The organism is Dysosmobacter segnis, from assembly GCF_014297285.1.
Lineage (GTDB): Bacteria > Bacillota > Clostridia > Oscillospirales > Oscillospiraceae > Oscillibacter > Oscillibacter segnis.
Genome location: NZ_JACOQI010000010.1, coordinates 89,066 through 115,267 on the forward strand (window position 1 = coordinate 89,066; position 26,202 = coordinate 115,267).

Annotated in this window: 24 protein-coding genes, 1 pseudogene and 1 other annotated feature; of the genes and pseudogenes, 9 read left to right on the forward strand and 16 right to left on the reverse strand. The window is 58.8% G+C overall.

Annotated features, from left to right (window positions below; all coding sequences use genetic code 11):
- The first annotated feature begins 62 nt into the window (after nt 1-62).
- From H8Z83_RS11290 to H8Z83_RS11300, 3 genes are all read left to right on the forward strand, one after another.
- On the forward strand, nt 63-1,001 hold the full coding sequence (locus tag H8Z83_RS11290; RefSeq protein WP_187015121.1) for an alpha/beta fold hydrolase: 939 nt from the start codon (nt 63-65) through the stop codon (nt 999-1,001).
- Between the two features lie 134 nt (nt 1,002-1,135).
- Complete coding sequence (locus H8Z83_RS11295) at nt 1,136-1,465, forward strand: helix-turn-helix transcriptional regulator (protein ID WP_187015122.1); 330 nt, start codon at nt 1,136-1,138, stop codon at nt 1,463-1,465.
- Nucleotides 1,462-2,946, forward strand: coding sequence for a DUF2812 domain-containing protein (locus H8Z83_RS11300; protein ID WP_187015123.1), 1,485 nt, complete (start codon nt 1,462-1,464; stop codon nt 2,944-2,946). Before H8Z83_RS11295 ends, H8Z83_RS11300 begins: the two co-directional genes overlap by 4 nt.
- 65 nt (nt 2,947-3,011) lie before the next feature.
- Here the strand turns inward: H8Z83_RS11300 and rnc are convergent, their stop codons facing one another.
- The 7 genes from rnc to H8Z83_RS11335 form a co-directional block, all read right to left on the reverse strand.
- The gene (gene rnc / locus H8Z83_RS11305; RefSeq protein WP_187015124.1) at nt 3,012-3,695 is read right to left on the reverse strand and encodes a ribonuclease III; all 684 of its coding nucleotides are present in this window, start codon (nt 3,693-3,695) and stop codon (nt 3,012-3,014) included.
- A gap of 49 nt (nt 3,696-3,744) precedes the next feature.
- Complete coding sequence (acpP, locus tag H8Z83_RS11310) at nt 3,745-3,990, reverse strand: acyl carrier protein (protein WP_187015125.1); 246 nt, start codon at nt 3,988-3,990, stop codon at nt 3,745-3,747.
- 100 nt (nt 3,991-4,090) lie between these two features.
- Nucleotides 4,091-5,104 carry a phosphate acyltransferase PlsX gene (plsX, locus tag H8Z83_RS11315; protein WP_187015126.1) on the reverse strand — a complete coding sequence of 338 codons (1,014 nt, stop codon included), beginning with the start codon at nt 5,102-5,104 and terminating at the stop codon, nt 4,091-4,093.
- 76 nt (nt 5,105-5,180) lie between these two features.
- A complete protein-coding gene (gene trmFO / locus H8Z83_RS11320; protein ID WP_187015149.1) occupies nt 5,181-6,488 on the reverse strand; it encodes a methylenetetrahydrofolate--tRNA-(uracil(54)-C(5))-methyltransferase (FADH(2)-oxidizing) TrmFO in 1,308 nt (435 codons plus the stop codon).
- A gap of 34 nt (nt 6,489-6,522) precedes the next feature.
- Complete coding sequence (gene topA, locus H8Z83_RS11325) at nt 6,523-8,952, reverse strand: type I DNA topoisomerase (RefSeq protein WP_187015127.1); 2,430 nt, start codon at nt 8,950-8,952, stop codon at nt 6,523-6,525.
- 65 nt (nt 8,953-9,017) lie between these two features.
- Nucleotides 9,018-10,193, reverse strand: a complete 1,176-nt coding sequence (dprA, locus tag H8Z83_RS11330) for a DNA-processing protein DprA (protein WP_187015128.1) — start codon at nt 10,191-10,193, stop codon at nt 9,018-9,020.
- Between the two features lie 18 nt (nt 10,194-10,211).
- The gene (locus H8Z83_RS11335; protein ID WP_187015129.1) at nt 10,212-10,973 is read right to left on the reverse strand and encodes a TrmH family RNA methyltransferase; all 762 of its coding nucleotides are present in this window, start codon (nt 10,971-10,973) and stop codon (nt 10,212-10,214) included.
- A 359-nt stretch (nt 10,974-11,332) separates the two neighbouring features.
- On the opposite strand from H8Z83_RS11335, the gene H8Z83_RS11340 reads away from it, so the two are divergent.
- Genes H8Z83_RS11340 through H8Z83_RS11350 form a run of 3 tightly spaced genes read left to right on the forward strand, consistent with a single transcriptional unit; the run spans nt 11,333 to nt 13,691 of the window.
- On the forward strand, nt 11,333-11,560 hold the full coding sequence (locus H8Z83_RS11340) for a FeoA family protein (RefSeq protein WP_187015130.1): 228 nt from the start codon (nt 11,333-11,335) through the stop codon (nt 11,558-11,560).
- Nucleotides 11,560-13,548, forward strand: coding sequence for a ferrous iron transport protein B (gene feoB / locus H8Z83_RS11345; RefSeq protein WP_187015131.1), 1,989 nt, complete (start codon nt 11,560-11,562; stop codon nt 13,546-13,548). Before H8Z83_RS11340 ends, feoB begins: the two co-directional genes overlap by 1 nt.
- A complete protein-coding gene (locus tag H8Z83_RS11350) occupies nt 13,545-13,691 on the forward strand; it encodes a FeoB-associated Cys-rich membrane protein (protein WP_187015132.1) in 147 nt (48 codons plus the stop codon). The genes feoB and H8Z83_RS11350 overlap by 4 nt, the downstream gene beginning before the upstream one ends.
- Nucleotides 13,692-13,798: 107 nt before the next feature.
- On the opposite strand, the gene H8Z83_RS11355 is transcribed toward H8Z83_RS11350, so the two are convergent.
- Nucleotides 13,799-14,287 carry an HD domain-containing protein gene (locus H8Z83_RS11355; protein WP_187015133.1) on the reverse strand — a complete coding sequence of 163 codons (489 nt, stop codon included), beginning with the start codon at nt 14,285-14,287 and terminating at the stop codon, nt 13,799-13,801.
- A 217-nt stretch (nt 14,288-14,504) separates the two neighbouring features.
- Nucleotides 14,505-14,753, forward strand: a binding site (T-box leader).
- A 93-nt stretch (nt 14,754-14,846) separates the two neighbouring features.
- Between H8Z83_RS11355 and H8Z83_RS11360 the strand changes: the two genes are divergently transcribed.
- The gene (locus H8Z83_RS11360; protein ID WP_187015134.1) at nt 14,847-16,235 is read left to right on the forward strand and encodes a TrpB-like pyridoxal phosphate-dependent enzyme; all 1,389 of its coding nucleotides are present in this window, start codon (nt 14,847-14,849) and stop codon (nt 16,233-16,235) included.
- 267 nt (nt 16,236-16,502) lie between these two features.
- Here the strand turns inward: H8Z83_RS11360 and H8Z83_RS11365 are convergent, their stop codons facing one another.
- The 7 genes from H8Z83_RS11365 to H8Z83_RS11395 all read right to left on the reverse strand — a co-directional run bounded on the left by H8Z83_RS11365 (nt 16,503) and on the right by H8Z83_RS11395 (nt 23,416).
- A complete protein-coding gene (locus tag H8Z83_RS11365) occupies nt 16,503-18,257 on the reverse strand; it encodes an AMP-binding protein (protein WP_187015135.1) in 1,755 nt (584 codons plus the stop codon).
- On the reverse strand, nt 18,247-19,125 hold the full coding sequence (locus H8Z83_RS11370; RefSeq protein ID WP_187015136.1) for a 2-oxo acid dehydrogenase subunit E2: 879 nt from the start codon (nt 19,123-19,125) through the stop codon (nt 18,247-18,249). The genes H8Z83_RS11365 and H8Z83_RS11370 overlap by 11 nt, the downstream gene beginning before the upstream one ends.
- Before the next feature lie 245 nt (nt 19,126-19,370).
- Entirely contained in the window at nt 19,371-20,813 is a 1,443-nt protein-coding gene (locus tag H8Z83_RS11375; protein WP_187015137.1) for a glycosyltransferase, read from the reverse strand.
- Nucleotides 20,814-20,915: 102 nt separating this feature from the next.
- Complete coding sequence (locus tag H8Z83_RS11380; RefSeq protein WP_187015138.1) at nt 20,916-21,497, reverse strand: manganese efflux pump MntP; 582 nt, start codon at nt 21,495-21,497, stop codon at nt 20,916-20,918.
- A 14-nt stretch (nt 21,498-21,511) separates the two neighbouring features.
- The gene (gene sfsA, locus H8Z83_RS11385; RefSeq protein ID WP_187015139.1) at nt 21,512-22,192 is read right to left on the reverse strand and encodes a DNA/RNA nuclease SfsA; all 681 of its coding nucleotides are present in this window, start codon (nt 22,190-22,192) and stop codon (nt 21,512-21,514) included.
- 16 nt (nt 22,193-22,208) lie between these two features.
- Nucleotides 22,209-23,045: a VanW family protein gene (locus H8Z83_RS11390; RefSeq protein WP_366464177.1), complete on the reverse strand. Its 837-nt coding sequence runs from the start codon at nt 23,043-23,045 to the stop codon at nt 22,209-22,211.
- Between the two features lie 56 nt (nt 23,046-23,101).
- On the reverse strand, nt 23,102-23,416 hold the full coding sequence (locus tag H8Z83_RS11395; RefSeq protein ID WP_187015140.1) for a hypothetical protein: 315 nt from the start codon (nt 23,414-23,416) through the stop codon (nt 23,102-23,104).
- Between H8Z83_RS11395 and ftsH the strand changes: the two genes are divergently transcribed.
- Nucleotides 23,402-25,219 carry an ATP-dependent zinc metalloprotease FtsH gene (gene ftsH / locus H8Z83_RS11400; RefSeq protein WP_187015141.1) on the forward strand — a complete coding sequence of 606 codons (1,818 nt, stop codon included), beginning with the start codon at nt 23,402-23,404 and terminating at the stop codon, nt 25,217-25,219. The genes H8Z83_RS11395 and ftsH overlap by 15 nt on opposite strands.
- Nucleotides 25,220-25,391: 172 nt before the next feature.
- On the forward strand, nt 25,392-25,889 hold the full coding sequence (locus H8Z83_RS11405; RefSeq protein ID WP_187015142.1) for a hypothetical protein: 498 nt from the start codon (nt 25,392-25,394) through the stop codon (nt 25,887-25,889).
- Between the two features lie 118 nt (nt 25,890-26,007).
- Here the strand turns inward: H8Z83_RS11405 and H8Z83_RS11410 are convergent.
- A pseudogene (locus tag H8Z83_RS11410) lies at nt 26,008-26,202 on the reverse strand (FAD-binding protein); the annotation flags it as partial.

Sequence of the window (26,202 nt, forward strand, 5' to 3'; positions counted from 1 at the left end):
TTTCAAAAAAGCGTGTTACACTATGATAAACTGCATTTTATCATACACAGGAGGAAATTTCCATGGTGAAACGTGAATTTACCTTTCCGTCCGCCGACGGCAAAACCGCCATTCACGCCGTGGAGTGGCTGCCGGAGGGCGCACCCCGGGCCGTCCTGCAAATCGCCCACGGCGTTTCGGAATACGTGCTGCGGTACGAGGACTTCGCCGGGTATCTGACAGAGCGTGGCTTTGCCGTGGTGGGCAATGACCATTTGGGCCACGGCCTGTCAGTCTCTGACGGCGCGCCCCGGCTGTACTTCGGTCCCAAGGGCAGCTGGAACTGGGTGGTGGAGGACATGGAGCAGCTCCGGAAGCTGACCCACCGGCAATTCCCCAACCTGCCCTATTTCCTGCTGGGGCATTCCATGGGCTCCTTCCTGACCCGGACCTATCTCATCCGCTATCCCGGCACGGTGGACGGTGCTATTATCATGGGCACCGGCTACATGAGCGCCGCATCCACGGCGGCCAGTCTGGCCGTCATCAACGCCGAATGTCTGCGAAACGGCGAGTCCAGGCCCAGCGCCGTGGCCACAAAAGCCTCCTTCGGCATTTACAACCGCCGCTTCGCCCCCAACCGCACAAGCATGGATTGGCTGTCCCTGAACCCGGACAATGTGGACGCTTACCTGAAGGACCCGCTGTGTCAGGGCAGCGCCTCGGCGGGGCTGTTCCGGGAGATGCTTTCCGGCATCCGCTTCGTCTGCAAGGAGGACAACATCCGCAAAATGAACCACCATACCCCCATCCTCTTCATCTCCGGGGCCATGGATATGGTGGGCGACTGCTCCAAGGGCGTGGAGCGGGCCGCTGCCGCGTTCCAGCGGGCCGGGATGCGGGACGTGACAGTGAAGCTCTACCCGGAGCTGCGCCATGAGGTCTTGAAGGAGGATTGCCGGGAGCAAGTCTACGATGACATCGACCGCTGGCTGGAGGGTAAGCTGGCGGGCGTCCGCTGAGGCGCTTCCCTTTCTGTTTTACAAACCGGGCTGCTTTTCGCAGTCCGGTTTTTCATCTTTCTCTTGACATTATCGATATTCGATAGTATACTGTAAACAGAAATATCGAATATCGATAGTAGGGAGGCGGGACTGTGGCCCGGGAGAAATTTCAAACACTGACGGAGCAGATGTTCTATGTGCTGCTGACCCTCCGGGAGGAGTGCTGCGGCACCGACGTGATGGCCCGCATCTCCAATCTCACCCAGGGCCGGGTGACGGTAGGCCCCGGCACCCTCTACAACCTGCTGGACAGCTTTCAGGCCGCCGGCTGGATCATGGAGACAAAAACCGAAGGCCGCAGGCGGAGCTATCTCATCACCCCCGCCGGGGAACAGGCCTTGGCTGAGGAATACCAGCGGCTGCAAATTCTCTCGGAGGATTACCGCGGCTACATGGGCCGGAGAGGAGAGATCGAATCATGAAGCTTTTTGACAGACAGAAAAAATGGGAGATCAATCTCTATTCCTACTATGACCACGCCGGGATCGTCCGCCATCTGGAGGACATGGCCCGTCAGGGCTGGCAGCTGGAAAAGGCCGGGTCCGTGTTCTGGACCTACCGGCGGTGCAAACCGGCAGAGCTGCGCTACGCCGTGGTGTACTTTTCCAAGGCCAGCCAGTTCGACCCGGAGCCGCCGGCGGAGCAGCGGGAGTTCTGGGAGCTGTGCAAAGCCACCGGCTGGGAGCTGGTGACCAACCGCTATCAGATGCAGATCTTCCGCAATCCCGCGCCGGACGCCATCCCTATTGAGACGGACCCTGTGGTGCAGGTGGAAAATGTCCGCGCCGCCATGAAGAAGGGCTCTGCCCGGGCCAACTGGTGCCTGCTGATCTGTTCCCTGCTTCAGCTCTGGCTGCAATTCCGCTCCGCCTACACCATCCGGGATTTTTTGACGCAGGGCTTCGCCCTGTCGGCCGTTCTCATCTGGCTGATGCTGGGCATCAAGGCCGTCGTGGAGCTGATCGGCTACTACCACTGGTGCCGAAAAGCCCGGACCGCCGCCGAGGAAGAGGGCGTCCTGCTCTCGCCCCGGACCCGCAAATGGTGGCAGATCTTGCAAATTTTGGGGTTCCTTGTTACGGTCACCCTTGCTCTGTCGCTCCCGCTGCTGAATTCTTCTCCCAGTCCGTCCACCCTGATCATCCTTGCGGCAAGTCTTGCTTATGCCCTGCTGTTGGCGCTGATCGTCAACGGCAGCCGTCAGCTTATGAAGAAAAAAGGCTTCTCCGCCGAAGCAAATATGGGGTTTAACATCCTGATCGCCGTGATCGGCTCCCTTGTCCTTATGGGCGGTCTTGTCTGGACGGGCTTTCGCATTGCCAAGGCCCCCTCGCTCCAGGGCCATATCAACGCGGAGACCCGCACTTCTCCCGCTTATCCCGCCGGTGACACGGAGCACACCTACACCGTCTATCACGATCCCCTGCCCCTGACGGTGGAGGACCTGGTGGGAGAAACAGTCTACAAGGACTATTCCTGTTACCGGGAGATTCAAGGTTCGCCCCTGCTGACGGAATATACTTACAAGCAGGAAGTGCCCTTCGTGTTCAGCATCTCCGAGCAGGACGGCCCGGAATTGCTCTATGAGATCTATGAGGTAAAGCTGAACTGCCTTTACGAGCCGGTGAAGCAGTCCTTCTTCACGGACACGGTTTACAATATCCCCGGTAGGTTCAAATTCGCGGTTTCCCAAAGCTGGACGCCGGTGGACGCCGCCCCCTGGGGCGCTTTGGACGCCTACCGGTTCATCCGGGAGGACAACACGCCTATTGGGAATTTCCTGCTCTGCTACGCCGACCGCTTCGTGGAGATCCGGTTTGACCCCTGGTATGACGGAGCCGAACCCACTGAAAAGCAAATGGCGCTGGTGGGAACGGTATTGGGCAACGGGCCGCTGTCCTGACGAAAGTTCCATACAAAAAACCACTACCCGGAGCGATCTGCTCCGGGTAGTGGTTTTCGTTACGCTTATTGATTGTCCAGCTTTTCCAGGGCAGACTTGGCGGCCATCTGCTCCGATTCCTTCTTGCTGTGACCGCTGCCCTCGCCGATGGCGGCGCCGTTGAGCCGCACCTCGGTAACGAAGGTCTTAGCGTGGTCGGGGCCTTCCTCCCGCACCATGCAGTAGGTCAGCTCCTGACCGGCCTTCCGCTGGATGTGCTCCTGGAGCAGGGTCTTGTAGTCCCGGCGGCGCTCCTCCACCACCTCTTCCCGCTCCACATCCAGCAGGACCCGGTGGATCAGCTCCGACGCGGCGGTAATGCCGCCGTCCAGATACACGGCGGCGAACACAGCCTCGGTTGCATCCGCCAGAATGGAGGCCCGATGGCGGCCGCCGCCGGCTTCCTCGCCCTTGCCCAGCTTCAGATAGCTGCCCAGATTCAGCTTCTGGGCCACCTCGTGAAGGCTCTGCTCGCACACCAGCGCTGCCCGGATCCGGGTCAGATCCCCCTCCGGCAGGTCCGGGTGCCGGTCGAAGAGATACTCCGCCGTCACAAAGCCCAGCACGCTGTCGCCCAAAAACTCCAGCCGTTCGTTGCTGCCAAGCCCCTGGGAGCGATGCTCATTCGCGTAGGAGCTGTGATTCAGCGCCTCCCGCAGCAGTTCTTGGTTCCGGAAGGTATAATTTAATTTTTTCTCCAGTTCCTGCATCCCCGTTCACCTCATAAGGAAGCCCCGCGCATGGCGGGGCCACTCTTTTTTACTTCAGCTTGGAAGCGACAAAATTCACCGCGTCGCCCACGGTCTTGAGTCCGGCCAGCTCGTCCTCGTTGGCCTCACCCATATCAAATTCCTCTTCCATGGCCATGACCAGCTCCACCAGGTCCACGGAATCAGCGCCCAGATCCTCCTCGAAGGAAGTATCCATGGTCACCTCCGCAGGCTCCATTGCAAACTGCTCGGACACCAGATCCCGCATGGTCTGAAAGATTTCATCAACTGACATACTAAATTCACTCCTATGAAACATTTCAAAATTCATTTGCTTTTTAGCATGAAGCAATCATACGGCAATCCCATAGCCCTGTCAAGAGGGCAACCCTCTTTTATCCGTTCTTTTCCACCTTCATCACGTCGATGTGGGCCTCCACGTCCGCGATGATCCCGCTCTGGGCGTATTCCACCGCTCGGAACACGGCGTTGCGGATGGCCCGGGCATCAGAGGAGCCGTGGGCCTTCAGCACAGGCTTGCTGATGCCAAGGAAGGGCGTTCCGCCTACCTCGCTGGGGTCCAGCAGCTTTTTCACATCGCCCAAGCTATCCTTGACCAGCAGGGCGCCCAGCTTGCTCTTTGTGCTGGACAGGAATGCCTTCTTCATCTCGCCCAGCAGCAGCTTGGCGGCGCCCTCCACGGTTTTCAGTAGGATATTGCCGGAATAGCCGTCCGCCACGATGACGTCCGCCCCGCCCAGCAGGGCGGTGTTGGCCTCGATGTTGCCGATGAAGTTCAGACGGCCCTCCCGGCCTGCCTCCTCCAACAGGGCGTAGGTCTCATGGCGGAGGGTATCGCCCTTGGACGGCTCGGCACCGATGTTCAGCAGGCCCACCCGGGGCTTCTCCACCCCCATGAGCCGCTGGGCGTAAAAATTGCCCAGATACGCAAATTGCAGCAGATATTCCGGCGTACAGTCGGCGTTGGCGCCGCAGTCGCAGAGCAGGGCGCGGCCCGTAGCGGTGGGGAGTACAGGCCCCATGGCTGCCCGGCGGACGCCCCGGATCCGCTTCACCAGCAGGGTGGCCCCCGCCAGCAGCGCACCGGTGGAGCCGGCAGAGACGAAGGCGTCTCCCTCCCCGTTTTTCAGCATGGTCAGGCCCACGGTCAGGGAGGAATCCTTTTTGCGCTTGAAGGCAGTGGCGGGATCATCGCACATTTCCACCACTTCCGTAGCGTTCACGATCTCCACGCCCTCCGGCAGGGGACCGATCAGGCAGGCCCGGATGTCCTCCTCACGGCCCACCAGCACGATGTCCGCGCCGCACTGGGCATGGGCCTCCAAAGCGCCCTGTACCACCGCCAGAGGGGCGTTATCGCCGCCCATAGCGTCCAAAATGATCTTCATTGGCAGGTTCCTCCTTTCAGGGGGACGGCCGCCGTCCAGTTCGGGCGGCGGGTTTGTTCTTCTGTGTTGCGGGTGGTCAGGCCAGAATGTCGGCCTTTTTCTCCTCCAGGATGGCAAGTGCCCGCTGGGAGATCTCGGCGTTTTTATTTCTCTTGCCCTTGACGAAGTGGTCAAGAGGCGGGATGATGCCGAAGTTGATATTCATAGGCTGGAACTGGGTCACAGACTCGTTGGAAATGTACAGTGCCAGCGCGCCGATGGCCATTTCCCGTGGGAAGTCCACCGGGGGCTGTCCCTTCAGGCGGCGGGCCGTTTCAACGCCCACCAAAAAGCCGCTGGCGGCGGACTCCACATATCCCTCCACACCGGTCATCTGCCCGGCAAATGCGATGCGGGGTTCCTTTTTCAGCCGGTAATACCGGTCCAGCAGCCGGGGGGAATCCAGGAAGGTATTCCGGTGCATGACGCCGTACCGCAGAAATTCCGCGTTCCGCAGGGCGGGGATCATAGAAAATACCCGCCGCTGCTCCGGGAATTTCAGATGGGTCTGGAAGCCCACCAGGTTATAGACGCTGCCCTCGGCGTTGTCCCGCCGCAGCTGCACCACGGCGTAGGGCCACCGGCCTGTCCGGGGATCGTCCAGACCCCGGGATTTCAGGGGGCCGTACAGCAGCGTGTCATGGCCCCGGCGGGCCATGACCTCCACCGGCATACATCCCTCGAACACCATGCTGTCCTCAAAGCCGTGGACCTCCGCCTCCTGGGCGGTGGTCAATTCCTTCCAGAAGGCGTCATATTCCTCCTGATTCATGGGGCAGTTTACATAATCGTCCGTGCCCTTATCATACCGGGAGCCCATCCAGGCGTGTTCCATATCCACGCTCTCAGCAGACACCAGCGGCGCCGCCGCGTCGAAGAAATGGAGGTCGCTGTGCTCCCCCAGCAGTCCTTGCAGCGTTTCCGCCAGCGCGTCGGAGGTCAGGGGGCCGGAGGCGATAATGACCTCCCCCTCCGGGATCTCCGTCACCTCGCCGGGGATCACGGTGATGTTGGGATGGCTGCGGACCTTCTCCGTCACCAGTCTGGCAAAGCCGTGACGGTCCACGGCCAATGCGCCGCCAGCCTCCACCCGGGTGGCATCGGCGCATTGCAGGATCAAGCTGTCCAGCCGCCGCAGTTCCTCCTTCAAAAGGCCCACGGCATTTTCCAGACCCGCGCCCCGGAGGGAGTTGGAGCAGCACAGCTCCGCAAAGTATTCCGTTGTGTGGGCGGGGGTCATTTTCTCCGGTTTCATCTCGTGAAGCTCTACCTGAATTCCCCGCTGGGCCAGCTGCCAGGCGCATTCGCTGCCGGCAAGACCCGCGCCGATGACTGTTACGTTCATGCTCAAAATCCTTTATCTCCTGGCCGGAACGGGGTCATTCCTCCGTTGTTTCGGCCTTTTTCGTTGTCTTTTTAGTAGTAGTTTTTTTCGTCGTGGTCTTGGCCACCGCTTTCTTTACCGCAGCCTTTTTAGCGGCGGGTTTCTTTTCCGCGTCGCCGTCCTCCGCCTTTTTTGCGGTCTTTTTCACGGTGGTTTTCTTTGCGGCGGTCTTGGTTGCGGTCTTTTTGGCAGCGGTCTTCTTGGCGGGCTTTTCCTCAGCAGGTGCGTCGCTCTCGCCGGGGGCCTCCTCCGCGTTGGCGGATGCCTCCACCTGCTTCTTGGGATAGCCCCGCTTGTCCTCTGGTAGGTAGTTGGCGCATTCCGGATTGATGCAGTAGGGCCGCTTGTAGCCCTTGCCCGCCCGCTTGAACATGGTCTTGCCGCAGACAGGACAATCATCCTTCACCGGCACGTCCCACGTCATGAAATCGCAGGTCGCGCCGCCGGCTACCCGGTTGTTGGTGTGCTCACAGCAGTAGTAGGTGTACTGCTTGCCGGATTTCCGGCTGGTGCCGGTGCGCTTGAACAGCCGCCCGCCGCACTTGGGGCAGCGGCCCGGCATCTCCACCACCAGAGGCATGGTGAAATTGCACTCCGGGAAGCCGGGGCAGGCCAAAAACCGCCCGAACCGGCCGGATTTCACCACCAGATTCCGCCCACAGACGGGGCAGATCTCCTCGGAGACCTCGTCAGGCACCTTGATATAGACGCCCTCCAGATCTTTCTCCGCCTTTTTGAGGTTTTCCTCAAAATCGCCGTAGAAATCCCGGAGCACGGACTTCCAGTTCACCGTGCCCTCTTCCACATCGTCCAGCTTTTTCTCCATGTTGGCGGTGAATTTCAGGTCGGCGATGTCGCTGAAGCGTTCCTCCATCAGCTGCGTGACGACCCGGCCCAGATTGGTGATGTGGAGGTACTTGCCCTCCTTCACCACATACTCACGGTCCAGAATGGTGGACACCGTGGGGGCATAGGTAGAGGGACGGCCGATGCCCTGCTCCTCCATGGCCCGGATCAGCGTGGCGTCGGTATAGTGGGCCGGAGGCTGGGTGAAGTGCTGGTCCCGGCCAAAGCTCTTGAGGTCCAGCGTCTCCCCTTCCGTCAGCGGCGGTAGAGTGGGTTCCTTTTCCTCCTTATCATCGTCCTTGCCCTCCTCGTACACAGCGGTGTAGCCGGAGAATTTCAGACTGGATGAGCTGGTACGGAAGCTGTGTCCCGCGGCGTCGATCTCCACGGAGACGCTGTCATACACGGCATTGGCCATCTGGCAGGCCACAAAGCGGCTCCACACCAGTCGGTACAGCCGGTACTGCTCGCCGGTGAGGTCCTTTTTCAGCATCTCCGGCGTCCAGTTCACGTTGCTGGGGCGGATGGCCTCGTGGGCGTCCTGGGCGCTGGCCTTGGCCTTATAGTGATTGGCTCCCTTGGCGGGATAGTACTGCTGACCGTAGCGGCCCACGATAAATTCCTTAGCGGCGGCAATGGCCTCCTCGCTGATGCGGAGAGAGTCGGTACGCATATAGGTGATCAGACCCACGGTGCCCTCGCCCTCAATATCCACGCCCTCGTAAAGCTGCTGGGCAATGGCCATGGTGCGGCGGGGGGTCATGGACAGCTTGCGGCTGGCCTCCTGCTGCATGGTGGAGGTGGTAAAGGGGGGAGAGGGAGAACGGTTCTTATCCGTCCGCTTCACGGACTTGACGGTAAAGACAGCATTCTTCGTCTCCTCTACCACGGCTTCCACCTCAGCGGCGGATTTCAGCTCCGCCTTTTTGCCATTTTTCCCGTGATACCGGGCGGAGAAGGGCAGCTTTTTCACGTCATTGCCGGTGAGGTTGGCGTCCAGCGTCCAGTATTCCTCCGGCTTGAAATTCTCGATCTCCCGCTCCCGGTCATCCACCATTCGGGTGGCAACAGACTGGACCCGTCCTGCGGACAGGCCCCGCTTGATCTTCTTCCACAGCAGGGGACTGAGCTGATAGCCCACCAGCCGGTCCAGAATACGCCGGGCCTGCTGAGCATCCACCAGATTCTGGTCAATGTCCCGGGGATTTTCGATGCTCTGGCGGACCACGTTCTTCGTGATCTCATTGAAGGTGACCCGCTTTGTTTTCTTGTCCGGCAGATCCAGCAGGCTTTTCAGGTGCCAGCTGATAGCCTCGCCCTCGCGGTCCGGGTCGGTTGCGAGGTACACGGTATCCGCCGCCTTAGCGGATTTTTTCAGGTCGGAAATGATGGCTTCCTTCCCCTTGATGGGCTTGTAGACCGGCTCGAAGTCATTGTCTACATCCACGCTGAGTTTGCTTTTCTGCAAGTCCCGGAGATGGCCCATGCAGGCCTTTACCTCATAGTCCTTGCCCAGATATTTTCCAATGGTTTTGGCCTTCGCAGGAGACTCCACGATGACCAAGCTCTGTTTTGCCATAGTTACCTCCGGCGGCTTTGTTCAAAAGCCGCGTTTTCATATTCTGATCGTGCTCGGGAACGCGTTTATTCTGTAAGGGTCACGGCGCGGGTATAGTGCTTGCCCGCGTGCTGGACCACATATTGGTCGATCTCAAGGACCGTCAGGGCAGAAAGCACCCGACGGGTGGGGATGTCCACCAGCTCGGTGAGGTCATCCACCTGCATCGGCTCCGTATCGGACAGGGCCTTCAAAATGGCGATCTGGTCATCCGTCAGCTCCACATCGCCGCGGGACAGGCTGAGGGCAGGGGCCACAGGCTTCGGCTCCGGCACCGTCCGGGCCTGATAGCCCAGAGTCTCCGGCTCCTCCCGCGCCTCTTTCAGATCCAAAGTGAAGCGGCCCTCATACTCCCGCAAAATGTCGAACGCATCTGTTACCAGCCCCGCGCCGTCCCGGATCAGACGGTTGCAGCCCACGCTGGTGGGCGCATCGATAGGACCGGGAACGGCAAAGACATCCCGTCCCTGCTCCAGCGCCGTGGCGGCGGTAATCAGCGCGCCGCTTTTCTCCGGCGCTTCCACTACAAGGGCCGCCAGAGACAGCCCGGAAAGGATGCGGTTCCGCACCGGGAAATGCCCGGAGGCCGGTTCCGTTCCCGGCGGGTACTCCGACAGCAGCAGACCGGCTGACGCCACATCCTCGTAAAGATAGCGGCTTTCATAGGGGTAATGGACATCCAGTCCGTTGCCCACCACGCCGATGGGAAACCCGCCGGCCCGGAGGGCGCCCCGGGTGGCCGCGGCGTCGATTCCCTTTGCCAGACCGCTCACCACCACGGCTCCGCCGGAGGCCAGACCAAAGCCCAGCTTTTCCGCGCAGGCAACGCCGTAGGGCGTACAGTCGCGGGTACCCACCACCGCTACGCTGAGCAGATCGTCCAGCAACGGCAGCTTACCTTTGTAATAGAGCAAAGCCGGTGGATCGTAGATGTTTTTCAGCCGTCCGGGATAGGCGGCGTCGGAAAAGGTCAGAAGCTGAATATCCAGCCGCTGACAGTCGGCAAGAATTTTGTCAGCCGGGGCGAGATCATGGTTTTCCAGCAGCTTCAGCTGACCGGGGTCGGCCCCCTCCGTCAGCATCAGCTCGTCGGGATCGGCGTAGAAAATGCTCTCCGGATCGCCGAAACGGCGCAGCAGCGCCAGCTTGGTCTGATTTCGCAGGCCCTTCAGTTCCGACAGCCATACCCAATATTTCAGCATATCCCCCGTCCTCCCCGCTCAGTCATTCCGGGCGGCCTCCCACAGCAGGACCGTGGCTGCCGCCGCCGCGTTCAACGATTCGCAGTGCTCGCTCATAGGAATTTTGATTGTCCGGTCGCAGAGGGCCAGTACGCTCTCCGTCAGTCCCCGGCCCTCGCTGCCGATGGCAATGGCGCACCGGCTGTAATCCACCGCACGGGCGTCCAGGGTATCCTCCCGCAGTGCCGCGCCGTAAAGAGGAATGCCGCTCTTTTTCAGCAGAGCGGACAGCTCCTCCGCCCCCACCGTCCACACCGGGCAGCGGAACACCGCTCCCATGGTGGCCCGGAGGGTCTTGGGGTTATAGAGATCCGCGCAGCCGTTCACCAGAAACATCCCATCGGCATGGAAGGCGTCCGCCGTGCGGAGGATGGTGCCCACATTGCCGGGGTCCTGCAAGGTGTCCAGCACCACATAGCGGCGGCCCGCCAGCATTTCCGGCAGCGGCTCCGTGTGGATGGCGCAGGTAAACAGCGTCCCCTGGGGGGTCTCCATAGGCGAAACGGACTTCATTACATCCGCCGGGACCTCCACCTGCCGTACACCCAAGGGCAGTTCCGGCAGGTCTACCCCCGCCGTAGCCACAACGGTGCGGACCTCCGCCCCCCACAGCAGAGCTTCCTTCAACAGCTTGGGACTGTCGCAGAGGAATTCTCCCCGCTGGCGGCGGTAGGACGCAGAGGCCGCCAGCTTCCGGAGATGGGTGCACAGCGGATTCTGTCTGCTGGTGATGATCTCCATAGGTCGGCGGCTCCTTTCTCATTCTCTGGTCGTTTGATTGGATGCATTTGCCGGCAACAGGGGCCGGCTTCCAAATTCGCCGTATCCGTTCCCGGTTTTGGGCGAATGGCAGGCAATTTGCCGTACCGCGCGGAAAAAACAGGCGGTTTTCCGTGTCTGTTGGGGTAAATCTAAACGCTTACTATATTAAATGTATCCGCCAGAATTGTCAAGGGAAGTTTGTTTGAAGGCCGATACAGGCACGGTTCTCATTTTTTCATGGGAAATCGGCTATTTTTTTATGATACTTCACATTGACAGCACTTATAGAGAATGATACCATCAGAATGGCAAATTGATCGGACAGGAGCGAAACCGAAATGACATTGGATCAATTAAAGATTGGTGCCTCCGGCACCATTACCTCTGTGGGCGGAGACGGCCCTCTGCGCTGCCGCCTGCTGGATATGGGACTGATCCCCCGCACACGGGTCACCTTACAGAAGATCGCCCCCATGGGAGACCCCATTGAGATCCGCGTCCGGGGCTACGAGCTGACCCTCCGGGTGGAAGAAGCCGAAAAAATTGAAGTGAAGGAGGACGCGTGATGGTTTTTGCGTTGGTAGGCAATCAGAACTGCGGCAAGACCACGCTGTTCAACGCCCTCACCGGCTCCAATCAGCACGTGGGCAACTTCCCCGGCGTTACCGTGGATCAGAAAATGGGCGAGATCCGGGATGAAAAGGGCTGTTCCGTTGTGGACCTGCCGGGTATCTATTCCCTGCGGCCCTATACGCAGGAGGAGATCGTTTCTCGGGACTTCATCATCAATCAGAAGCCCGACGGCATCATCAATATCGTGGACGCCACCAACATCGAGCGGAACCTGTATCTGACCCTTCAGCTTTTGGAGCTGCGGGTGCCCATGGTGCTGGCCCTGAACATGATGGATGAGGTCCGGGCCAACGGCGGCTCCATCGACGTGCGGAAAATGAGTCAGGCGCTGGGGATCCCCGTAATCCCCATCACGGCGGCCAAGGGCGAGGGCGTCAGCGAGCTGGTAGATCAGGCGCTGACCGTGGCCCGCGGAAAGATCCTGCCCAAGGTGACGGACTTCTGTTCGGATGACTCTGCCGTACACCGCTGTATTCACGCCGTGGTGCACCTCATCGCGGACCATGCCGACCGTATAGGCGTTCCCGCCCGGTTCTGCGCCGCCAAGCTCATCGAGGGCGGCGACGATCTGGCGGACCAGCTGAAGCTGGATGAAAACGAAAAGGAACTTCTGGAGCACTGCATCGTCCAGATGGAGACGGAGACCGGTCTGGACCGCAACGCCGCACTGGCGGATATGCGGTACAGCTTTATTGAAAATGTGGTGAGCACCTCCGTGGTGAAGTGCCATGAGAGCCGGGAACACGCCCGCTCCATGAAGTTCGACCGGATCCTCACCGGCCGGTACACCGCCATCCCCACCTTCTTGGCGGTGATGCTGCTGACCTTCTACCTGACCTTCAACGTCATCGGCCAGCGGCTATCCGACTGGATGGACGTGGGGATCGACGCTCTTACCGCTCTGGCGGACCGGGCACTGACGGCCTACGGCATCAATCCGGTGGTCCACAGCCTGATCATCGACGGCATTTTCGCCGGTGTGGGCAGCGTACTGGTGTTCCTCCCCATCATTGTGACCCTGTTCTTCTTCCTGTCCATTCTGGAGGACACCGGCTATATGGCCCGTGTAGCCTTTGTGATGGACAAGCCTCTGCGGAAAATTGGTCTGTCCGGCCGCAGTATCGTGCCCATGCTCATCGGCTTCGGCTGCTCCGTGCCCGCTATCATGGCCACCCGCACCGTGTCCTCTGACCGGGACCGGAAAATGACCATTCTGCTGACGCCCTATATGAGCTGCTCTGCCAAGATCTCCATTTACGCCTTCTTCACCGCCGCCTTCTGCCCCAAGTATCAGGCGCTGGTGATGATCTCCCTGTATCTGCTGGGCATTATGATCGGCATTGTGGCGGCCCTCATTATGAATCAGACGGCCTTCCGGGGCAAGCCCGTGCCCTTCGTCATGGAGCTTCCCAACTACCGCCTTCCCAGCCTTAAAAGCGTGGCTCTGCTGCTGTGGGAAAAGGCCAGAGACTTTTTGGAGCGGGCCTTTACCGTGATTTTTCTGGCCACCATCATCATCTGGTTCCTCCAGAGCTTTGATACCCGGCTGAACGTGGTCACTGACAGCGCTGACAGTTTGCTGGCCCTCATCGGTCAGTGGATCGCGCCGGTGTTCGCCCCCCTGGGCTTTGCGGACTGGCGCTGCGCCACCTCCCTGATCTCCGGCTTCATCGCCAAGGAATCCGTGGTCAGCACGCTGGAGATCCTGCTGGGCGGCGCCGCTCTCTCCACTCTGTTCGCCAGCCGGGCCGCCATCAGCTTTCTGGTATTCACCCTGCTCTATACTCCCTGTATTGCGGCGGTGGCCACCATCCGCCGGGAGTTCAACTCCACCCTGAAAACCGTGGGCGTGGTGCTGATGCAGTGCTGCGTGGCGTGGATCGTGGCCTTTGTGGTCTATACGCTGGTGGGGATTCTGTGATGAACACTTTGGATTGGCTGCTGCTGGCACTGGTGGCCCTTGCCGCCGTCGCCGCGATCCGCCGCTGGCGGAAAAAGGGCAGCTGCGGCTGCTCCGGAGACTGCCGGCACTGTGCCGGCGGCTGTCAAAAAAAGGAGTCCTGAAAATCGTCCCCGCCGGTAATTTCCTTCTCAGGTATAACGAAACCCCCGCTTGCGAGACAAGGCTCTGTCTCACAAGCGAGGGTATTTTTCACTTCTTGACACAGTGTTTACTTCGTTCCCATCAGGGCACGGAAGCGCCGGGTCGATGCGTTCCGCACGCAGCTCCAGACCTCCCGGGTGGCACAGATCTTGTCCGCGCAGGTCACCACAACGCTCTCCTTGTACTTGGGCGGCGTGGGGTTCAGGGGAAACATATGCCGGTGGATGATATTCGCTTCCAGCGGATTCAAACCGAAATCCCGCTGGGCGTTCTCCATGGCCTTGCGGGCGTGGTAGAACCCGTGGAGTTTGTGGTCCCGGTTGTGTTCCCGCCAGTTGTAGAGAAAATAGTCATGAAGCAGTGCGCCTCGCACCAGGCTCCGCCAATCCACGTCCCAGCCCCATTTCTGAGCCAGACGGATGCTGCAAAGCGTCACCGCCACGGAATGATCGTAGCAGGTGGTGCTGCCGTGCTGGGGGATCGTGCGCTCCTGATCCATGGTAGGCGAACGCAGAATATCACCGCCGTATTCCCATAGCATTTCTTCTGCAGTCATATCCGCTCACCTCTTTTCTGTCCCTGATTATAGGGGCAAAACCGGAGAAAATCCAGTAGGAAATGCAACAGAGCTTTCCTACCCGTCTTCACATTTCTTTGTGCGGTTTGCCGTTTTTGTTGGAAACGTCCTGCTAATTTTTAGCTTTTTGGATGAAACAGCAAATTTCCGCTTGACATTTGCCCTCGGGCGGCGTATGCTTGCGCCAAGTTCAAAACCAAAACCGATGACACGGAGTAAGTACACGAAAGGGCATTTCCCCCAGCGAGCTGCCGGTAGTGAAAGGGCAGCGGAAAGGCGTTCGTGGAATGGACCGTAGAGGGCGGGCCAAACAGGGAAACCTTAGTAGGCACCGCCGGGCTTTTCCCCCGTTACCAAGGAAAGACGTGTGATGGCACGTCGCCGAGGGGACGATTTTTCGTCAATTTGGGTGGCACCGCAGAAGTTTCAGACTTTTGTCCCAAAGGAACCTATCAACAGGTTCGTTTGTGGATGAAGGTCTTTTTTTGATGCCTTCTCCACAAAGGACCGTTTACGAGCTATGAAAGGAGAACGCACCATGGCAGCCGAAATCAACAACATTCCCTACAAAATTTATCTCTCCGAAGACGAGATGCCCAAGGCATGGTACAATGTCCGGGCTGACATGAAGGTCAAGCCCGCTCCCCTGCTGAATCCCGGCACCGGAAAGCCCATGGGCTTTGAGGACCTGCGCCCTGTGTTCTGCGATGAGCTGATCCGCCAGGAGCTGGACAATGATGACCGGGAGATCCCCATTCCCCAGGAGATCCTGGATTTCTACAAGATGTACCGGCCCTCTCCCCTGGTGCGGGCCTACTGCCTGGAAAAGGCCCTGGGCACCCCCGCCAAAATCTACTACAAGTTTGAGGGCAACAATACCTCCGGCTCCCACAAGCTGAACAGCGCCATTGCCCAGGCCTATTATGCCAAGCAGCAGGGCCTCAAAGGTGTTACCACCGAGACCGGCGCCGGCCAGTGGGGCACGGCCCTGTCCATGGCTTGCGCATACCTGGGTCTGGACTGCAAGGTGTATATGGTAAAGGTCAGCTACGAGCAAAAGCTCTTCCGCCGGGAAGTCATGCGGACCTACGGCGCTTCCGTTACCCCCTCTCCCTCTGAGACTACCGCCATCGGCCGGAAGATCCTCCAGGAGCATCCCGGCACCACCGGCTCCCTGGGCTGCGCCATTTCCGAAGCCGTGGAAGTGGCCACCTCCACCCCCGGCTACCGCTACGTGCTGGGCAGCGTCCTCAACCAGGTGCTGCTGCACCAGAGCGTGATCGGCCTGGAGACCAAGGCGGCCCTGGACAAGTACAACATCGTGCCGGATATCATCATCGGCTGCGCCGGCGGCGGCAGCAACCTGGGCGGCTTGATCTCCCCCTTCATGGGCGAGAAACTCCGGGGCGAAAAGGATTACCGGTTCATCGCCGTGGAGCCCGCCTCCTGCCCCAGCTTCACCCGGGGCAAGTTCGCCTATGACTTCTGCGACACCGGCATGGTGTGCCCCCTGGCCAAAATGTACACTTTGGGCAGCAACTTCATTCCCTCTCCCAACCACGCCGGCGGTCTGCGGTATCACGGCATGAGCAGCATCCTCTCCCAGCTGTACCATGACGGCTACATGGAGGCCGTGGCCGTGGAGCAGACCAAGGTCTTCGAGGCCGCCGAGCAGTTCGCCCGGATCGAGGGCATCCTCCCCGCCCCCGAGTCCAGCCACGCCATCCGGGTGGCCATCGACGAGGCCATGAAGTGCAAGGAGACCGGCGAGGCAAAGACCATTGTCTTCGGTCTCACCGGCACCGGCTACTTCGACATGGTGGCCTACGAAAAGTTCCACAACGGCGAGATGACGGACTACATCCCCACCGACGCGGAACTGGAAGCCAGCTTCGCCACGCTGCCCAAGGTGCCCGGTCAGGACTAAAGCCCCCTCCAACTCTTACCCTCTCAACACACAATCGCCCAGCCGCGCCGGATTTCCACGCACCGCCTTTACCCGCAAGGGGTATGCAGCATCCATAAAGCAGCACAGCCGTTAACGGCTGCCCTACCTTACCGTTGTGAAAATCTTACCGCTTTTATCGACAGTTTCAAGCAAAAACCATCCCCGCAGGCAGTTGCCTGCGGGGATGGTCTGTTTTTCATTAAGAGTTGCTGCAAAAAACCCATCCTATGTCCGATCCGGAAAAGTTCACTGTTCCTGGGCAGTCTCGGACAACTTTTTCAGTTCTTCCTCCTCCAAGACCCGGTAGGCTACCTTGCCCACCAGCGTTTTGGGCAGCTCCGCCCGAAATTCGATGTCATAGGGCAGGGCGTATTTGGCTACGTTTTTGCGGATATAGGCCATCAGCACAGCCTTGGTCTCCTCGTTGGCGGGCACGCCGGGCTTCAGCATGACGAACGCCTTTACCTTCTGCATTTTCAGCGGGTCCGGTACGCCGATGACGCAGCTCATCTGCACCAGCTCGTGGGCGTCCAGAATGTTCTCCATCTGAGAGGGATACACATTGTAGCCGCTGGTGACGATCATGCGCTTGAGCCGCTGCCGGAAGTACACAAAGCCGTCCGGGTCCATAGAGCCAAGGTCGCCGGTGTGGACCCAGGCAAGACCGTCCTCATGGGTCTGGAGAGTCTGCGCCGTTTCCTCCGGGTGGTGGAGATAACCCATCATCACCGTAGGCCCGGACAGGCAGATCTCGCCCTCGGTGCCGTAGGGAACCTCCTTTTGCGTCCCGTGCTCCACGATCTTATAGTAGGTGTCCGGGAAGGGGATGCCGATGGAGCCTTCCCGTGAGATGTGGTACGGCGTCAGGCAGGAGGCGGTAACGCACTCCGTCAGGCCGTAGCCCTCCCGCACCTGAATGGTGGCATGGTGATCAAAGAGGAACTGGTCGAACCGCTTTTTCAGCTCTACGGACAGGCTGTCACCTCCGGAATAGACGCCCTTCAAACAGCTCAGGTCCGCGTTTTTCATTTTGGGCAGCCGCAGCAGCGCCTCGTACAGCGTAGGGACGCCGGCGATCAGGTTGCACCGGTATTTCAGCAGCAGCTTTGCGTAGCTGTCCGGGGTAAACCGGGGCACCAGAATACAGCAGCCGCCGCTGACCAGCATGGAATGGATAGACACGCCCAGACCGAAGCCATGGAACATGGGCATCACCGCCAGCATTTTGTCACCGGGGCGGAACATGGGGTTGGTGGCGATGATCTGTTTTCCCAGAGCGTTGAAGTTCAGATTCGTAAGCTGGATGCCCTTGGTGACGCCGGTGGTGCCGCCGGAATAGAGGATCACCGCCTCATCCCCGGCTCTCCGCTCTGCCCGGTACGTCCAATGGTAGCCGCGGCCCCGGCGCAGGAATTCGTTCCAGCGCAGCACAGGCGCGTCTTTGGGGATTTTGGCCTGCTTGCGGCCCTCGGTGAGCATATAGCCCACCCGCACCGGCTTGGAAAGGGCGTCCGGAATGGAGGCCAGAATGATATTGTCCAGTGTCACATTCTGACGGATGGCTTCAAATTTATGGTAAAACTGATCCAGCGTCACAGCGAAGATGGAGCCGGATTCCTTTAAGTAAAACTCGATCTCCTTCTCGCTGGAGAGGGGATGGATCATATTGGCCGTGGCCCCCACCAGATTGATGGCGTAGAACATGATCACCGCCTGGGGACAGTTGGGCATAGCCATGGTGATCCGGTCGCCGGGACGGACACCGGTGGCCTTCAGCGCCCGGGCACAGAGGTCGATTTCCGCCGCCATAGCGCGGTAGGTGGTTTTCCGGCCCATGAACACATAGGCAGTGTGGTTGGGATAGGTTTCCGCGCAGCGCTCCACGGCCTCATACATGGTGCAGTCCGGGTAATCCAGATGGGGCGGCACCACGCCGTAAACATTCAGCCACGGCGCTTTCACATGGGATTCCTCTGCGATTTTTGTCTGTTCAGCAGTCAAGGTCGATGGCCTCCTTCAAGGGTCTGTCCAGCAGCTCCGGGTGGCTCATCAGGTGCTGCACGATTTTCAGGGAACGGCCGAAATAGAAGCCGTCCGCCACCCGTTCGTCCAAGGTGATCCCCAGTTCCACCACGTCCCGCACCTGACGGGTGCCGTCAGCGGCGATCTTCTCCACCTTGTGCATGGTGCCAATGGCGATCATGATGGAATTGGTGCCGTAATTGTTCAAATGGTGGTACACGCTGGGGCATTGGATGCTGCCCAGGTTGGTGAGGAACACGCTGGCGAAGTTGGGGTCATCCTCCTTCAGCACAGCAGGCACCTTCCCATAGAAATCCAGGGTTTTCAGCCCCCAGAAGAAAAGCATCAGGAACCAGCGGGGCATGATCTTCAGGATATCCATGGCACCGTTGGCACCGCCGCTCTTCTCCGTTCGGGCCTTGTGGACCTTCCCCACCACCTGACGGGTCACAGCGGTCAGGGTCCAATCCTCCGGAGCTGTGGCCACCACCAGTTTTTCCTCACTGTGGTCCTCAAACCGCTTTTTCGCCACAAAGCCAAGGGTGATCTCGTGGCGCTGGTAATACCGCCGTCCGGAGATGTAGCGGTTCAGATCCGGCCGCAGGTATACGGTTTTGGCAACGGCCATGAGGATACAGTGGAACAGGGTGGTCTTGTATTCGTCCTCTCCCCGGTTCTTTTCCTCGATATAGCGCAGGGCCTCCGTCACGTCAAATTCCATATTGACGTAGACCTCGGCGTCGGTGCGCTTATTCATCAGATGGGGCATGATGGCGTGAAGCCCGTCCAGATCCCGGATCCAGTAGGCATCCGGCCGGTCACCCCATCGTTTTGTTCGTTTTTCCATAATTCGCTCCCTTTTTGCCATGCAAAAGCATCACAAAATAAGAAATGTGCCATTTCCTCGCCCCTGCGGGGCAACCGGAATGCTGTGCGAAAACTTCATGCACTGGCATTTTTGCATTTTGTGGTGCGCTGCCCATCCATGAAGTTTTATGAGGTTTTCTGCCATTTGCCGGAAAATCCAAACAAACGGGATACCGTGCACAGTATAGCACACCGCATCCCGTTTGTCAGCAATTTTATAGGTTCTTACAGATACCGGTCCAGCTTCTGCCAGAGGGCTTCGCCCTTCTGCTTCAGCTCCGTGCGGAAGGCCCGCCGGCCTTCTCTGTGTTCTTCCAGGCGCTCCTGAAATTCCTCCCGGAACTCATTCCGGCGCTCCTGAATCCCCTCTCTGTGCTCATCCCAACCCTCACGGTACCGCTCTGCCAGGCCATCGCCCAGATCCCGGAGCTTTGCCAGCGCGTCCATCATGCTGCCCTGAGCATTCAAAACACCGTCCATGGGCCTATGGTGATCGTCATACCGGCCCATGCGGTAGTTCTCCATCACAATGCCATAGCGCTCTCTGGCCCGCTTTACCGCATCGCCCCAGGAGAGATACAGCCGGTCCCCGGCCTGACAGCCCACCTGAGCCATACATTCCGGTTGCTTGCAGATCTCCTGCAATTTTGCGGCCATGGACCCGGCATTTTCATCAATGAGGAAGCCGTCCACCCCATCGGTCACGCCCTCCGCCGCGCAGCTGCCGTCGATCAGCACTGCCGCAAGGTCGCAGGCCGCCGCCTCCCGCACCACCAGCCCGTTGGTGTCATAGCTGGATGGGAACAGGAACAGATCCGCCCGGCAGTACCACGCCCGCAGCGTCTCCCGCTGGGAGATGGCCCCGGTAAAAATGCACTTGCCGCCCAAGGGCTTTGCGTACTCCTGCACCTCCGCCGCGTCAGCGCCGCTGCCGATGAACACCATGCGGAAATCCTGACCCCCAGCCTGAAGCAGCTTCAGCGCGTCCAGAATGATCCGCAGTCCCTTGTACCACATCATGCGGCCCACGAACAGAAACACAGGCACGCCCTCCGGCAGATCGTAGTCCGTTGTGGCGGCGGTGATCGCCTCCTCGCTGACCCGGCCCCGGGGCATATCCACGCCGTTTTCCATCACATGATAGTCCCCCTGATAGCCGATGGACCGGAGGTTTTCCCCCGCGCCGCGGCTCACCACCCACACCTCATCGCAGGCGGAGATATTGGAGGCCAGTACATACAGCGCGCTCTCCTGCAGCAGCCGACCCCGGAGGAGCTTGGCTACGTCCACATCAAACTTCGTGTGGTATGTAAACACCAGCGGCGCATCCACCACGTCCCGGATGGACCGGGCCAGGATCGTGGACATCACAGGGCAATGGCTGTGGAGCAGGTCCACCTTTTGCTCCTTCAGCTGCCGCAGGGTCTCCGGGGAAAAGGGATAGCCCGCCAGATAGCCGAACAGCCGCCGGGTATCCACGCTTGGATAGCGGGCCACTGGAAAGGGAAAGCGGCTGTCGTCGGCGTCCGGATGCTCCGGCGTCACCACGATGGCCCGATCCCCCAGCTTTGTCAGCTCCTGAGCGTAGTTGACAACGGTATTGGCCACGCCGTCGATCAGCGGCGGGAAGGAATCATTTAAAAGACAGATGCTGTGCGGTTCCTGCATGGTATGTTCTCCTTTTTATTCACTCCCAGTTTCATTTCGTGTTCCCATGCGGCCGCAAAATTCACGCCGCCGGGAACGCAGCATCAAATCAGGATGGATTGTTCAAAATGGCAGCAGCCCCAAATGCTCCAGCAGAATTTTACAGCCAAGCAGCACTAAGATCACACCGCCGGTGATCTCCGCCCTCTGCTTGTACCGGGCGCCGAACCAGCACCCCACCGCCACGCCGGCCACAGAGATGCAGAAGGTTATCACGCCGATCAGGCTGACAGCTGAGAGGATCGGCGTTTCCAGAAAGGCGAAGGTCACGCCTACCGCCAGTGCGTCGATGCTGGTGGCAATGGCCATGAGAAAAAGCTTTTTATGGTCCGGTCCTCCGCCGGCAGCAGCGTCCTCCGCCTCGTCCTCCTCGCCGGAGAAGGCCTCCCGGATCATGTTGCCGCCGATAAGCAGCAGCAAAATAAAGGCGACCCAGTGGTCATACTGCTGGATATAACCCGAAAACTGAGAACCAAGTACCCAGCCCAGAAGGGGCATCAATGCCTGAAAGCCGCCGAAATACAATCCCACCGTCAAGGCATGGCCCCATTTGATCTTCGTCATGGACAACCCTTGACAGATCGCTACGGCAAAGGCATCCATCGACAACCCTACGCCGATGAGAAACAGCTCAAGAAATCCCATATTGATTAAGCCTCCTACAGGATCACCGGAACTTCTCTGCGAATTTTAAGGCTGTCCGGCGTCACATCACAGTCAAAGGCCAGCACCCGAACCCCGTGAGCCGCCGCCTCCCGCAGGGCTTCTCCAAAGGCGGGATGGGTTGCGTCATTGGGTGCGACGCTGTGAATATCTCTTATTTGTACCACAAAGAACAGGACTGCGTCAAGGCCGGTTTCCGCCGCCCGCTGCAGTTCCCGGATGTGCTTGACACCCCGCTCCGTGGGGGCGTCCGGGAACAGGGCGTTTCCGTTTTCCTCCAGTGTGACGCCCTTCACCTCCACCAGATGAAGCCGTCCCTCCGTCTCTACGCAAAAGTCCAGCCGTGACGAGCCGTAAGCATACTCCGGATGGATGGCGGTGACGTCCGGCAGAAAGCCTCCGGCCGCCGCCCACTCCGCAAACACCTTATTGGGAGCCTGCGCGTCCATATTGATAAGGCTGCTTCCCTTTTCCACCGCAATCAGATCGTATGCGGTTTTTCGGTTGGGATTCGTTCCCTTTTCCAGATAGACCGTGCAGCCCGGCACCAGCAGTTCCCGGCACCGGCCCGTATTCTTCACATGGACGGTCTCCACGCTGCCGTCCAGTTCCACATGGGCGATAAAGCGGTTGGGGCGGTCGATGAATTTCGCCGCCCGGACATTCTGATAGTGCATTGCTGTCTCCTTCGTATCATTCGCCATCCGCAGGCGCGGCTGACAGCAGGGGGCTGTACATCATAATGGCATCGTTGGTGCAGAGGTACTGCTCCTCCAAAAGCGCACCGGACAGGCCATACACCTCCCGCCAAAGCTGGTTGTGCCGGATATAGCCGCCCCAGGATGCCTGATCGATCCGGGCGTCCTTTTCTATGACCCGGAATTGCAGCGCCGGCGGCTCTGTCGAGCGCCACGCCCCCTCCAGATGGGTCTCCCCCACCCGCAGACACAGCTGATACGGCCGGTCCGTGTCGTTGCGGATCATCAGGTCCCGGTGGGGATAGGCGCAGGTGGCCCCGCTGCCGAAGGGCTGGGTCCGGTTGGCATCCGGGAACACGTCATGGGAGTGGCGGTAGCGCTCCGTCACCGTCAGGGGCGTGTGGAGGGTCATCCAGAAAATCAGATTGGACAGCTGGCACAGCCCGCCGCCGATGTCCCCGCCGATCTGTCCCAGAAACAGCACCATGCCCTCCTTGTAACCCTTCCGGGCGGTGGGTTTTCCGATGCGTTTCCAGTAGCTGAAAGTCTCGCCGGGATACAGGATCAGCCCGTCCAGCCGCTTTACGGCCAGCTTCAGATTTGTCACCTTATTCTCCTGCCAGACCATTTCTTCTCCCCGGAGGTGTCGCATAAGCGGCGTGGCGTGGGAGAACTGGACGCAGGGGAGCCGTTCTTCCTTCCAGGTCTTTGCCCAACGGTACTTGGGCGAGCACCACAGCAGATAGCGCTTCCCGGTGTAATACGCCTTTCCCAGCCGCAGACGCAGCCAGCTGCGCCGGATGGGCGGGCGCAGGTCCATCTTCGTATCCACAACGTCTCCCCCTTTCATTTTTCTTAGTATGCCACAGGATCTACCGTAAATCTACATCAAAACGGTAACATTTCCCAGCTTGTCAGCGTTTTTTTGTCACCTTTTTGCAAAAGATTGGCCAAATATGACGTCCGGCATCCGGTGGAATCTGCCATTTCCCGGAACTTATCTGAAAAAGCGGCAAAAATTCCAATCAGCCTCGTCTCAAGTATGAAATCAGCCGTTTTTCGTTCACAAATTGTTTTCTGGACACGCTTTCCACGCCGTGCTAAAATTGCTGTTATCCATAGAATACATACCAATTCAGAAGCGGAATTTCTGTCGGTTTCCGCTCCAAGAGAAAGAAGGAACGATCCATGAATGAGGTCCATTCCCCGAAAAAGCCTCTGATTTTCTACTACATGGTGGCCATGCTGCTGGTGATGCTGTTCAACTTCATCGCCATGCCCTGGCTGTCCCAGTATCAGATTCAGGAGGTGGACTACAACACCTTTGTGTCGATGACGGAAAAGGGCGAAATCGGTCGGGCGGAGATCCAGGAGGCCGACAACCGGATCCTGTTCACCAGCAAGGATGAAAAAACCATCTACAAGACCGCTATGATCTCCACGGACAGCCAACTTGTCCAGCGACTGCTGGACGCCGGTGTTTCCACCAGCGGCGAGGAGATCGAGCAGACTTCCCTGCTCATGAATATTCTGAGCTGGGTGGCCCCCATTCTGATCTTCATCGCTCTGGGGCAGTTCATGTCCCGGAAGCTGATGCAGAAAATGGGCGGCGGCAATTCCATGATGTTCAATATGGGCAAGACCAATGCCAAGGTGTATGTGAAGTCCGCCGAGGGAATTCGCTTTGACGACGTGGCCGGTGAGGACGAGGCCAAGGAGAATCTGACGGAGATCGTCAATTATCTCCATGACCCCAGTAAGTATCAGGAGATCGGTGCTTCCATGCCCAAGGGCGTCCTGCTGGTTGGCCCTCCGGGTACCGGCAAGACCATGCTGGCCAAGGCCGTGGCCGGTGAAGCCAACGTGCCCTTCTTCTCCATGTCCGGCTCCGAATTCGTGGAGATGTTCGTGGGCATGGGTGCTTCCAAGGTCCGTGACCTTTTCAAGCAGGCCAAGGAGAAGGCTCCCTGCATCGTATTTATCGACGAAATCGACGCCATCGGCAAAAAGCGTGACGGTCAGATCGGCGGCAATGACGAACGGGAACAGACCCTGAACCAGCTCCTGACGGAGATGGACGGCTTCGAGGGCAATACCGGCGTCATCATTCTGGCAGCCACCAACCGTCCGGAGTCTCTGGACCCCGCCCTGACCCGTCCCGGACGGTTCGACCGTCGGGTGCCGGTGGAGCTGCCGGACCTGAAGGGCCGGGAGGAGATTCTGAAGGTCCACGCCAAGAAGATCAAGGTGGCTGAGGATGTTGATTTCAACAAGGTCGCCCGTATGGCATCCGGCGCATCCGGCGCAGAGCTTGCCAACATTGTGAACGAGGCCGCTCTGCGGGCCGTCCGGGATGGGCGGAAATTCGCCACCCAAGCGGATCTGGAGGAGAGCATAGAGGTGGTCATCGCCGGTTATCAGAAAAAGAACGCCATTATGACGGACCACGAAAAGCGGATCGTGGCTTATCACGAGATTGGCCACGCGCTGGTGGCAGCAAAGCAGACCAATTCCGCCCCCGTGCAGAAGATCACCATTGTTCCCCGGACCTCCGGTGCACTGGGCTACACCATGCAGGTGGATGAGGGCAACCACGTTCTGATGAGCAAGGAGGAGATTGAAAACAAGATTGCCACCTTCACCGGCGGACGGGCGGCGGAGGAAGTAGCCTTCGGCTCCGTCACCACCGGTGCCTCCAATGATATTGAGCAGGCCACCAAGCTGGCCCGTGCCATGATCACCCGGTACGGCATGAGCGACGATTTCGACATGGTGGCGCTGGAGACCGTTACCAATCAATATCTGGGCGGTGACGCCTCTCTGGTCTGCTCCGCCGAGACCCAGACCAAGGTCGACCAGCAGGTAGTGGCGCTGGTGAAGCGGGAGCACCAGAAGGCGCTGGACATTCTCCGGGAAAACCGAACGAAGCTGGACGAGCTGGCCAACTTCCTCTATGAAAAGGAAACCATCACCGGCGAGGAATTTATGGGGATTTTGAACGGGTAAATGCAGAATATCAGACAGGGTGCAAAAGCCGGATAATCCAGTTTCGATTCACTTCACGCGGGCAAAAAAACATCGTCCAATACTTGGAACTTTTCAAATGTTTTGCCGTCTATATAGACAGAGCGTAATTACATTTTGCAAAATATTCCGATTTGAAAGTGGGTGTTCATTTGTGAAAAAGATACCAGCTCCCCTATTTTATATTGCGTTGCTGCTCTTTATGGTAGGCTGTCAGACAGATTCCCGCTCCGATAATACCGGCTCCGCATCAGATCCGCCAATGATTTCTGATTCAGATACAGCAGAAGTGTTGCCGACAGGAACAACCGAAACCTTCACATACCATGATCTTATTTTGGACGTCTCGAATGTTTACGAAGTTCAAACGACTTCCGGAATTTACGATGACGGAGAAACTTACGAGTATCCTGTCTATATCTGTTATCCAGGCGCCACACTCACCATTGTCAATGCGGGCATGAGCGATCCGACATATGAGGAAGATCATCAGCCGCGCCCGCAATGGGGTGTATACGACATTGAAACCGATACCAGAGTCAATCTTGCGGATGGCATGGAGCCTATTGTGCTTGATGAAACAACAGATGCCGTGTTTAATCTGGAAGCAAGTGTTTTTGTCTTAAAATTTCATTTTTACGAGCCGCAATAGGCATTGTCCTGAAAGCGGGCAAAGGACACGTTCGCACACAATCAAAGCTCTCCGGCGGTAAGATGCAAAAAAGAGTGCCATCCAAAGGATGGCACTCTTTTATTGCTTTAGGAAGCTCTTACTTCGCGGCCTTGGCAGCCTTGATAGCCTCGATCAGCATGGGAGTGACCTTGAACAGGTCGCCGCAGATGCCATAGTCAGCGATCTCGAAGATGGGAGCGGTGTCGTTCTTGTTGACGGCGATGATGCACTCGGAATCCTGCATGCCAGCCTTGTGCTGGATGGCGCCGGAGATACCCAGAGCAACATACAC

Coding starts and splice junctions, on each gene's coding strand:
- H8Z83_RS11290 (WP_187015121.1), top strand. CDS start 63: ATGGTGAAACGTGAATTTACCTTTCCGTCCGCCGACGGCAAAACCGCC.
- H8Z83_RS11300 (WP_187015123.1), top strand. CDS start 1,462: ATGAAGCTTTTTGACAGACAGAAAAAATGGGAGATCAATCTCTATTCC.
- rnc (WP_187015124.1), bottom strand. CDS start 3,695: ATGCAGGAACTGGAGAAAAAATTAAATTATACCTTCCGGAACCAAGAA.
- acpP (WP_187015125.1), bottom strand. CDS start 3,990: ATGTCAGTTGATGAAATCTTTCAGACCATGCGGGATCTGGTGTCCGAG.
- plsX (WP_187015126.1), bottom strand. CDS start 5,104: ATGAAGATCATTTTGGACGCTATGGGCGGCGATAACGCCCCTCTGGCG.
- trmFO (WP_187015149.1), bottom strand. CDS start 6,488: ATGAACGTAACAGTCATCGGCGCGGGTCTTGCCGGCAGCGAATGCGCC.
- topA (WP_187015127.1), bottom strand. CDS start 8,952: ATGGCAAAACAGAGCTTGGTCATCGTGGAGTCTCCTGCGAAGGCCAAA.
- dprA (WP_187015128.1), bottom strand. CDS start 10,193: ATGCTGAAATATTGGGTATGGCTGTCGGAACTGAAGGGCCTGCGAAAT.
- H8Z83_RS11335 (WP_187015129.1), bottom strand. CDS start 10,973: ATGGAGATCATCACCAGCAGACAGAATCCGCTGTGCACCCATCTCCGG.
- H8Z83_RS11340 (WP_187015130.1), top strand. CDS start 11,333: ATGACATTGGATCAATTAAAGATTGGTGCCTCCGGCACCATTACCTCT.
- feoB (WP_187015131.1), top strand. CDS start 11,560: ATGGTTTTTGCGTTGGTAGGCAATCAGAACTGCGGCAAGACCACGCTG.
- H8Z83_RS11355 (WP_187015133.1), bottom strand. CDS start 14,287: ATGACTGCAGAAGAAATGCTATGGGAATACGGCGGTGATATTCTGCGT.
- H8Z83_RS11360 (WP_187015134.1), top strand. CDS start 14,847: ATGGCAGCCGAAATCAACAACATTCCCTACAAAATTTATCTCTCCGAA.
- H8Z83_RS11370 (WP_187015136.1), bottom strand. CDS start 19,125: ATGGAAAAACGAACAAAACGATGGGGTGACCGGCCGGATGCCTACTGG.
- H8Z83_RS11375 (WP_187015137.1), bottom strand. CDS start 20,813: ATGCAGGAACCGCACAGCATCTGTCTTTTAAATGATTCCTTCCCGCCG.
- H8Z83_RS11380 (WP_187015138.1), bottom strand. CDS start 21,497: ATGGGATTTCTTGAGCTGTTTCTCATCGGCGTAGGGTTGTCGATGGAT.
- sfsA (WP_187015139.1), bottom strand. CDS start 22,192: ATGCACTATCAGAATGTCCGGGCGGCGAAATTCATCGACCGCCCCAAC.
- ftsH (WP_187015141.1), top strand. CDS start 23,402: ATGAATGAGGTCCATTCCCCGAAAAAGCCTCTGATTTTCTACTACATG.
- H8Z83_RS11395 (WP_187015140.1), bottom strand. CDS start 23,416: ATGGACCTCATTCATGGATCGTTCCTTCTTTCTCTTGGAGCGGAAACC.